Genomic DNA, 8042 nt, shown 5'->3' on the forward strand with positions numbered 1-8042 from the left:
AATAAACTAATAATAAATTTATAACTGTCCAGCACACCCTATTTCTGTACCGAACAGTTATTCAAATGCTTCTTATTCTTCTAATTACAGATTTTCTTTGAAGAATGCTTCTAATTCTGTAGCTACTGCATCAGCATTGTCACCTTCAACAGTTACTTCAACTTCCATATCTTTCATAACTCCCATAGCCATGATTGCCATGATCTTTGTAGCATCTGCTGTTTTTCCATTGCATGCAAGTGTGATTTTTGCTCCAAGCTCTTTTGCTTTCTTAACCAGAAGTCCTGCTGGTCTTGCGTGAAGTCCTACCTCATCTGTGATTACATAAGTAAATTTTGCCATTGTTTTGTCCTCCTCTTATTATCTTTCTTTTATCATATTTAATGCTGTTTTTAACACTGCCTCTGCATCCATCGATGCATAAGCCTGAGAGTCGATTACCGCAATTGGGATTCCGGTCGATTCGAACTGTTCTTTCAGGACATCATACTTATATCTGACCTGTGGTCCAAGAAGCAATACATCGGTTGGCTTGTCATACTTTTGAAATGCAAACTCTGCCATCGCATGAATCTCTACTTCTATATTCTGCTCTGTCGCAATCCTTCTCATTTTATTAACCATGAGACTGGTAGACATCCCAGCGTTACAAAGTAATGTAATGTACTTCATATCGTTTCCTCTCTCTCTTAATCTCTACTTTACCATTCCTTTACTTAAAACTCCAACGAAAAAAAAGCCACATTTAATGTGGCAATTTTTGTATTACTATTCTAACCTGGATTTCAAAAAATATAATCAGACCAGACATTTTTATTTTTTCAGCATTCCAATTAAAGAGTCAAATGTTCTTCTGTGTATAAGCTCTGAAATATCTTCTGTCCTCAGCAATAAATCCGTAGTTGCTTCATAAAATTTTTGAATGTCCGGATCTTCCTCACTTCCTATCAGAGTCAAAATAATTATTTGCACCTGTTCTCTATTCCAGATTATCGGCTTTTCTAATATAGCTACTGCCACTAACGTAGTTTCCAAAAATACTTTATCAGGATGCGGAATTGCAACCAGATTGCCATAGTCTGTAGGAGACAATTCCTCTCTGCTTAATACAGATGCAAATAAATCTGCAGCTGATACAACATTTCCCCATACAGTATTCTTTCTCGTAGCCATCTCCACACGACCGCATAATTTTGCCAACACTTCATCTCTTGTTGTTCCGTGTATATCTGTAAAAAACAATTCCGGCCGATAATATTTTCTCAAAAACTCTTTACTTTCCTGCTCAAACAACTTTCTGACCGCTGTAATATCGCTCTCTTTTAAGAAAGAACTCACTTCTAAAATCGGCACCGGTACATATGTCTGAATTGGAACAGTTGTAAAAACATAATCTACTTTTGAAAAATCAAATGCTTCCACTTCATACAGATTACATACATATATTTCTTTGATATTTTCTTTGAACTCCTGGCTATATCGGTATTTCAAAAGCTGCGAACTGCTTCGCCCAGAAGCACATACGATTAGAATGGAATATTTCTTCTTGTCACTCTCCCTCTGCTCAAGAGCCAGTTCAAAAATTTCAGCCAGTTCTCCTATTTCATCCTCAGGAATATCACATTCATAGTATTCCTTCAAAATAGATGACACTTGAAATGCGACTGTATACGCAAAAATATAATTCTTTTTAATTTCTTCCAGCATCGGATTTCTGAAAAAAATATGATACTTTAATCGAATACTAAGCGGAACCAGATGTTGATTCAATTCCATACGCAGTCCCAGATTATTGCGAAAATCAATTTGAAATTCTCTGTAGACCATATTCAACATCTGATCTACGAGCTCATCCATCTCGCTTTGCATCACAAAATTGTCTTGCTGCTGTCCTTCCTTCACTATACCTTTTCCCGCCAATTGCAGCAACAGATACTCCTGCTCCACTTTTGGAAATGTCACATGATACTCTCCTTCAATAAACTCTGCCAGTTCTTTAATAAACTCTGTCTCGGCCTGTCCTGTTTTCAGACCCTGCATCTCCTCCACAAATTGCCCTTGACGGATTCTTCGAATCGCAATATAAATATGTTCAATAAAATCATTATATGCGATTTCTGAAAATTCTATCCCGTACTTTTGCATACACTGATAAACGTGTTTGCCAAGTGACCGAATCTCCTGCGTCTGATAAATTCTCCCAACACCTTCTAAGCCGTCCTTTTTAACAAACACATCCATCATACATTGACGGATATCAAATTCTCGTCCCTTAACCTTAATTCCATAATTCGGTTTCTTATCTATAGTAATATGATATTTTTGATAAACTTCCTCCACCTGACGAAGCGAATTCGTAAGAGTTCCTTTCGAAATGTAAAGAAACTCACATAAATTCTCAGACTTCACATAATCCTTCTGATTCAACAAATATGCAAGTAAATAGTGAATACGTTCCCTTGATGTTGCCGGGATTTGTCCTTCATTATGGATTCCATTTTTCAAAAGTACCTCTATCTGTTCTTTTTCTTCCTTATTCAAATAATATCCATAACGTGGCTTTGAAGAAATCGCCACATCATATTGCGTCAGCTGTAAATTTAACTCTTTAATTCTTGTTCTCACCGTTTTAACACCAATACCAAGCTTCTCTGACAATTCTATTGCTGTCATATATTCCGTTTTTACTAATAAATGTAAAATCTTCTGTTCCTGTGAATTGAACATCTTCTGACTCCTTTCGCAACGATTTCCTTACATATTCTAATTGTAACATATTTTCACCTTGTTTTTTTAATCTGTTTTTTACAACTTTTCTTCTTAATTATCTGTTAATTTAAATATTTTTAATATTTTTTCTGATTTTCTATTGACTTTTCCAGCATAGTGAGATATTATAAAGACAACAAAACAAGGAGAACAAAAACCTCCTAAGAAAATAAATCTTATTTAAAGATAAAATTTAAAGAAAGAGGTACGGACCACCAGAAAGAGTATTTTAAAACAGACACAATATTAACGAAAGAGAGGTAAAGTCCAATGGGACAGACATAAAAAACAATATTTAATTTAATGAAAGAGGTAAAATCCAATGGGACGTTAAATAAAATATTCGAATACAAATTTAACGAAAGAGGTAGAATCCAATGGGATACTAAATAAAAACTGAATATCCAAATACGTGAAAGAGGTAAAATCCAATGGGAAATTAAAATAAAATACCATAAGAATACTATTTGAGATAATAGTTTTAAATAGATATCAAATAAATAAGGAGGACAACATCCGATGGATGAAATAATTTAAAGTCCACTGTACTACAATTATTATGATAGTGCAGTGGATTTTAGTTTGTTCTTTTTTAATATCCACATTTTGTTTTTCTATAAAAACTTACTAAATTTCTGATTATCTTTTCATAAGTTGGTAAATGCCGATATATCCCGTATTTTAGGGCTTTATCGGTATTTTCTTTTTGGAAGATACCTTGCATAAGCTGGCATTTACCAGCATGAAAATGCAACCAAAAGTAGTAAATGAGTAGTAAATATAAGCTCCGATATTAACAAGCCAGTCTTTCCAGTTCCGCTTTTGCAGATTGAAATGTACCGTGTGCGTAATAGCCAAGTGTCATGGTTATGTTAGCGTGTCCCATGAGATATTGCAGGGTGTTTGGGTTCATTCCTCTATTTGCCATATTCGTACAATAAGTATGCCTGAATGAATGTGGTGTGATGTTCGGTAACTTATCCGTGTGATACTTGTTATATTTCTTAATCAATCCTCGCACCATACCCTCATAGTTTCCTGCAACTTTAGGCAAGCCCTCACGGTTTAAGAATAGGAAATTGCTGTAACCACCTACAATCAGCGGTTGTGCTTTTCCTCTGCTCTTTAGTATTCTTTGGATTGCTTGATAAGCCCGTTCTGTCAATGGAAGTTCCCGTTTTCCGTTTTTGGTCTTTGGTGTTTCAATATAGTAGCCTATTTCGCTATCTTTCAATAGCTGGTGGTCTATATTGAGTATTCTGTTCTGCATATCAATATGCGTCGTCAGTCCGCAAAATTCAGAAATACGAAGTCCCGTTTCCAGCAGAAGCACAACCTCATCATAATACTTGCTGTAAATCTTGTCCTTTTCCATAAAGGCAAGCAGGCGTTCTTCCTGCTCTGGTGTAAGGATAACTTTCTGCTCCGTATCATCTTCCAGAACATCACTTAGCTTAAATTCAAACGGGTTCTTTCTGATACAGTCGTCTTGTATCGCCATGTAAAATGACGCTTTCAAGGAACGCTTATAGTTATCAATCGTTTTATAGGCATATCCTTTTTCACTCATTCTGATAGCCCATTCTTTAGCGTCCGATTGCTTCACAGTATCAATCGCCCTCATACCCAACGGGTCGTTTTTCAGAGCGTTCATAAGATACTGTCGTCCTTTTTCAGTAGCCCTTTTGATGTTCTTTCTTTGGCTGTTCTTCTTGTCGTAGAGCTGGCAGACTGTCATTTTACCGCCGACTGTGTCGATACCGTCGTTAAGGTCTTTTTTTATCTGTGCTTCTTTTTCCCTCAACGATATATCATCACGCTTTCCAGCAGGTGTCTTGTCTGTCGGTACAAGTTTCCAAGAATAGACAAATTGTGGCTTTCCGTATATATCGGTATATTTATAAACGTATCTTCCGTCTTTTCGCTGGCTCTCTCCATTACGCAAATTGCGATTTTTACCGTCTTTTCGTTTTACATTAGACATAGTGTAAAGCTCCTTTCCGTCATGGAATGAGCCGTGATACGCTATATTTATTATACCATATCTACGGCTCAATGACATTAGATTTCGTCCAATGTATCTATGATTTTTTCAAATTGTTTTCGCTTAATCTGAATACGGTTACCGTTCACGATAACCCAGCCAGCGTCAATATTTTCTTCGGCTAATTTACGCAATTTCTTTTCGCCAATGCGGAAGTATTTGGACGCTTCTTCAATCGTCAGCGTATATTTTTCCCAGATAGGCACATCAGTATTGTTCATAATCTATGCACCCCCTTTACTGTGTGTCATTTTTTACAAGCAGGCAGACGGCTTTGGAAAGCTCCGTTAGTATCTCAACTATTCCCATTCTTGTGGGCAGAACCGCACCATGCGGACGTATCATTATTCTGTGAGGATAGGTCGTGGCAAAACGACTTTTCCAACAGTCGCTCTCGGATCACTGCGTGGGTCGCTCGCTTTCTTTTGAAAAGGTCGTGGCGTACAGTCCCCGTGGCTCGCTATCTCACAAACGTATCTGTCTGCTTTATTCAGTTGTCAAAGAGCTGTGGCGAAAGCGTGTTGCTTTCATGTAAAAGCAGGGGCAGAGCAGGAAAGAGGGGATTGAACAAATCATGCTCTGCGGTTACTGCTTGTTATTCTTCGGTTTCTAAAGGAATATCAAAGTCCAAAATCATTTTGATAAGTGCTTCTCTGATACGTCCTTTTAATTCCATGTCTACGACTATGCAGACATTACCATATTTGTCGTAGAACGGACGCAAACAACATTTTGATATGTACGGGTCATACAACGCCAGTATCTTTTCAATCGCATTTACGTTGCCGTCCACAGCCGACGAAATAAGGTAAAATGACGGGCGTGTGTTATTCATCATTCATGTTCTCCTTTAATTTTTTCTTGATTTCTTCAAGTGAGTTCTTCCTACTGCGGAACGACGTTGAACGGTTAATCTTTAATCTGTCGCCGATTTCTGTATCGCTCATGCCTAAGAAGAAATACATCAACAAGATTTCTCTGTCTTTTTCAGACAGATACTTAATCGCTTCTGCTAAATCATCATCAAGGACACGAACCTCAATACCACATACATCAAAGGCGGTATAATCGCTTTCGTATTCGTCCCAGACTGCCAGCTTTTCTACGACGATTTCTGGAAGTTCACAATAGGAAATTTCCTTATTTCTTCGTCGCTTTAATTCTTTGCGATAATTACGGACAATGCCTTTCACTACACGTTTGAGCTTGCAGTCAAATTGACATTGTATTGTCTTTTGGAAGTCCGACGGTTTCATATCATCACACCCCCTTTCCGTTATGACGTGAAAAGTGTTTATCCCTCTTTCCGCACCATATCTGTACAGCAAGGTGTGATTTGTTGCATGATTTTGAAAAAAAATGAAAAAATTTTTTCGGGTACAAAAAAAGCCCGCACAAAACATATAGTCTGTACGAGCTATTAAAGCTGTGAGATATTCAGTTGTTAATAAAATGCTGTTAGGTAGTGTATGACCGTATAAGATTATGCTTAAAACTTTCCATGACACAAGCCCCCTTACAGCACTTGATTTCTATTAAACTTTTGTCTTTTTTGTAATCTTGTAAATATATTCTTCTGGAGTAGGGCGTTTATTTCCAAAATACTTTCTGAAATTCTCCTGCACTTCTGGGTCGGTGCTGTTCATAGCTTCATCAATCGTCGCTTCAATATCAGCTCGAACATCAGCTAATGACACACCGCCAGCTTTTGCACCAGCTTTCAATGCTTTTTTAATATCTCGTTTTTTAAGTCCTATCATAGTATTACCTCGTCACAATTTACTGAATGTTTTAGAAATGTTTTTCAAAATGCTTATATAGAATAATCCCTAAAAATGTTTGCAGTAGGAATAAACCAAATATAATGCCTATAATCCATGCTTCAATATGAAGTAACGCAAGTACAAAAGCAACAAACAAGTACACGAAAGTCATTAACTGATATACTAAAGAACCAGCTTTCATTCTTAAAAATATTTTTCTTTCATCAACATTATTGATGTGATTTTCTCTATTTATATTTTGTAATTTTTCTTTATTTTTTGGCATTTCATAATAACAAATTTTCAATAATTGAACACCAGAAGCAAAAGCTAAACCGAACCCCATTGCGTAAAAAAGTGTAGCGTAATAATCAGTATCAATAACGAAATATCCAAAACATATAAAGATTATACCTATAATAATCTCAATGATAAATGATAATTTTTTCTTCATTGTTAATTCCACCTTTCAAAAGACTACATTTTCTGTATTAAAAAAATCGTTTTATGGTTGTTCAAATTATCCTGAATGTAAGTTTACTTTAGCTGAACATTTTAGAAAGAAAAAACTAACCAAAACGAATGTAAAAGAATTACTGGAGGGAAAAGAAACCCTGGTAAAAGGAATCAAAAACAAAGAGAAAAAGCCCTACAATGCCGTTGTAAAAATTGGGGAAAAGGGATATATTGATTTTATATCTTTCTCAAAATAAACATAAAAGCCCTTTAAAGAGGGCTTTTATATATTAATCACAAATCACTTATCACAAATCACTTATCACAAATCACAAGTGATTTGTGATTGTTGATGATAAAATAAGAATAAGAAGAAATAGAAAGAAGTGAGTGATTGTGGGAAATTTAGGCGCACAAAAAGAAAAACGAAATGATACACCAATCAGTGCAAAAAAAGATATAATGGGAGATAAGACGGTTCGTGTTCGTGCTGACTTGCACCATATCATAAAAATCGAAACAGCAAAGAATGGCGGAAACGTAAAAGAAGTTATGGAAATAAGACTTAGAAGCAAACTTAAGAGTGTGTTGATATTGCAGTATCTTAAAATTTTGTGTATAATAGGAATTGAAGTTAAATTAGATGCTAAAAATTTGTAATTAAGAAGGAGGGATTCGTCATGTTGGTATTCCAAATGCGTAATGTAGATAAAACATCTACTATTTTGAAACAGACTAAAAACAGTGATTACGCAGATAAATAAATACGTTAGATTAATTCCTACCAGTGACTAATCTTATGACTTTTTAAACAGATAACTAAAATTACAAACAAATCGTTTAACTTCTGTATTTATTTACAGATGTAATCACTTCAGGAGTGATTACATGAACAAAAATATAAAATATTCTCAAAACTTTTTAACGAGTGAAAAAGTACTCAACCAAATAATAAAACAATTGAATTTAAAAGAAACCGATACCGTTTACGAAATTGGAACAGGTAAAGG

The 8042-nt window shown here is 35.6% G+C and carries 11 protein-coding genes and 2 pseudogenes; 4 read left to right on the forward strand and 9 right to left on the reverse strand.

Annotated elements, in window-relative coordinates; genetic code table 11:
• Positions 1-84: 84 nt before the first annotated feature.
• The 9 genes from D8Q48_RS09940 to D8Q48_RS09990 all read right to left on the reverse strand — a co-directional run bounded on the left by D8Q48_RS09940 (position 85) and on the right by D8Q48_RS09990 (position 7030).
• On the reverse strand, positions 85-342 hold the full coding sequence (locus D8Q48_RS09940) for an HPr family phosphocarrier protein (RefSeq protein WP_117991076.1): 258 nt from the start codon (positions 340-342) through the stop codon (positions 85-87).
• Positions 343-360: 18 nt separating this feature from the next.
• Entirely contained in the window at positions 361-672 is a 312-nt protein-coding gene (locus D8Q48_RS09945; protein ID WP_117991079.1) for a PTS sugar transporter subunit IIB, read from the reverse strand.
• A 141-nt stretch (positions 673-813) separates the two neighbouring features.
• Positions 814-2727 (reverse strand): BglG family transcription antiterminator, encoded by a 1914-nt coding sequence (locus tag D8Q48_RS09950; RefSeq protein ID WP_121056388.1) that lies wholly within the window; start codon positions 2725-2727, stop codon positions 814-816.
• An 835-nt stretch (positions 2728-3562) separates the two neighbouring features.
• Positions 3563-4753, reverse strand: coding sequence for a site-specific integrase (locus D8Q48_RS09955; RefSeq protein WP_009271880.1), 1191 nt, complete (start codon positions 4751-4753; stop codon positions 3563-3565).
• Between the two features lie 77 nt (positions 4754-4830).
• A complete protein-coding gene (locus tag D8Q48_RS09960; RefSeq protein ID WP_004613735.1) occupies positions 4831-5034 on the reverse strand; it encodes an excisionase in 204 nt (67 codons plus the stop codon).
• A 374-nt stretch (positions 5035-5408) separates the two neighbouring features.
• A complete protein-coding gene (locus tag D8Q48_RS09975; RefSeq protein WP_025487352.1) occupies positions 5409-5648 on the reverse strand; it encodes a helix-turn-helix domain-containing protein in 240 nt (79 codons plus the stop codon).
• Positions 5641-6069 carry a sigma factor-like helix-turn-helix DNA-binding protein gene (locus tag D8Q48_RS09980; protein WP_008787630.1) on the reverse strand — a complete coding sequence of 143 codons (429 nt, stop codon included), beginning with the start codon at positions 6067-6069 and terminating at the stop codon, positions 5641-5643. The genes D8Q48_RS09975 and D8Q48_RS09980 overlap by 8 nt, the downstream gene beginning before the upstream one ends.
• Positions 6070-6348: 279 nt before the next feature.
• A complete protein-coding gene (locus D8Q48_RS09985) occupies positions 6349-6573 on the reverse strand; it encodes a hypothetical protein (protein ID WP_008787629.1) in 225 nt (74 codons plus the stop codon).
• Between the two features lie 31 nt (positions 6574-6604).
• Complete coding sequence (locus tag D8Q48_RS09990) at positions 6605-7030, reverse strand: hypothetical protein (protein ID WP_008787628.1); 426 nt, start codon at positions 7028-7030, stop codon at positions 6605-6607.
• A 34-nt stretch (positions 7031-7064) separates the two neighbouring features.
• On the opposite strand from D8Q48_RS09990, the pseudogene D8Q48_RS09995 reads away from it, so the two are divergent.
• The 4 genes and pseudogenes from D8Q48_RS09995 to D8Q48_RS10010 form a co-directional block, all read left to right on the forward strand.
• Positions 7065-7289 (forward strand): annotated as a pseudogene (locus tag D8Q48_RS09995) (topoisomerase C-terminal repeat-containing protein); the annotation flags it as partial.
• 133 nt (positions 7290-7422) lie between these two features.
• A pseudogene (locus D8Q48_RS17795) lies at positions 7423-7664 on the forward strand (peptide-binding protein).
• A gap of 48 nt (positions 7665-7712) precedes the next feature.
• Positions 7713-7796: a 23S rRNA methyltransferase attenuation leader peptide gene (locus D8Q48_RS10005; RefSeq protein ID WP_023948524.1), complete on the forward strand. Its 84-nt coding sequence runs from the start codon at positions 7713-7715 to the stop codon at positions 7794-7796.
• Between the two features lie 124 nt (positions 7797-7920).
• Positions 7921-8042 (forward strand): rRNA adenine N-6-methyltransferase family protein (locus tag D8Q48_RS10010; protein WP_222358137.1); only part of this gene is annotated, 122 nt, incomplete at its 3' end.

This window comes from Ruminococcus sp. B05 (assembly GCF_003628495.1).
GTDB classification, from domain to species: Bacteria; Bacillota; Clostridia; order Lachnospirales; family Lachnospiraceae; genus Schaedlerella; species Schaedlerella hominis.

What these genes read in the sequence shown, in the direction of transcription:
- D8Q48_RS09940 (WP_117991076.1), bottom strand. Translation starts at nt 342, where the DNA reads ATGGCAAAATTTACTTATGTAATCACAGATGAGGTAGGACTTCACGCA.
- D8Q48_RS09985 (WP_008787629.1), bottom strand. Translation starts at nt 6,573, where the DNA reads ATGATAGGACTTAAAAAACGAGATATTAAAAAAGCATTGAAAGCTGGT.
- D8Q48_RS09980 (WP_008787630.1), bottom strand. Translation starts at nt 6,069, where the DNA reads ATGAAACCGTCGGACTTCCAAAAGACAATACAATGTCAATTTGACTGC.
- D8Q48_RS09990 (WP_008787628.1), bottom strand. Translation starts at nt 7,030, where the DNA reads ATGAAGAAAAAATTATCATTTATCATTGAGATTATTATAGGTATAATC.
- D8Q48_RS09950 (WP_121056388.1), bottom strand. Translation starts at nt 2,727, where the DNA reads ATGTTCAATTCACAGGAACAGAAGATTTTACATTTATTAGTAAAAACG.
- D8Q48_RS09955 (WP_009271880.1), bottom strand. Translation starts at nt 4,753, where the DNA reads ATGTCTAATGTAAAACGAAAAGACGGTAAAAATCGCAATTTGCGTAAT.
- D8Q48_RS09945 (WP_117991079.1), bottom strand. Translation starts at nt 672, where the DNA reads ATGAAGTACATTACATTACTTTGTAACGCTGGGATGTCTACCAGTCTC.
- D8Q48_RS10005 (WP_023948524.1), top strand. Translation starts at nt 7,713, where the DNA reads ATGTTGGTATTCCAAATGCGTAATGTAGATAAAACATCTACTATTTTG.
- D8Q48_RS09960 (WP_004613735.1), bottom strand. Translation starts at nt 5,034, where the DNA reads ATGAACAATACTGATGTGCCTATCTGGGAAAAATATACGCTGACGATT.
- D8Q48_RS09975 (WP_025487352.1), bottom strand. Translation starts at nt 5,648, where the DNA reads ATGAATAACACACGCCCGTCATTTTACCTTATTTCGTCGGCTGTGGAC.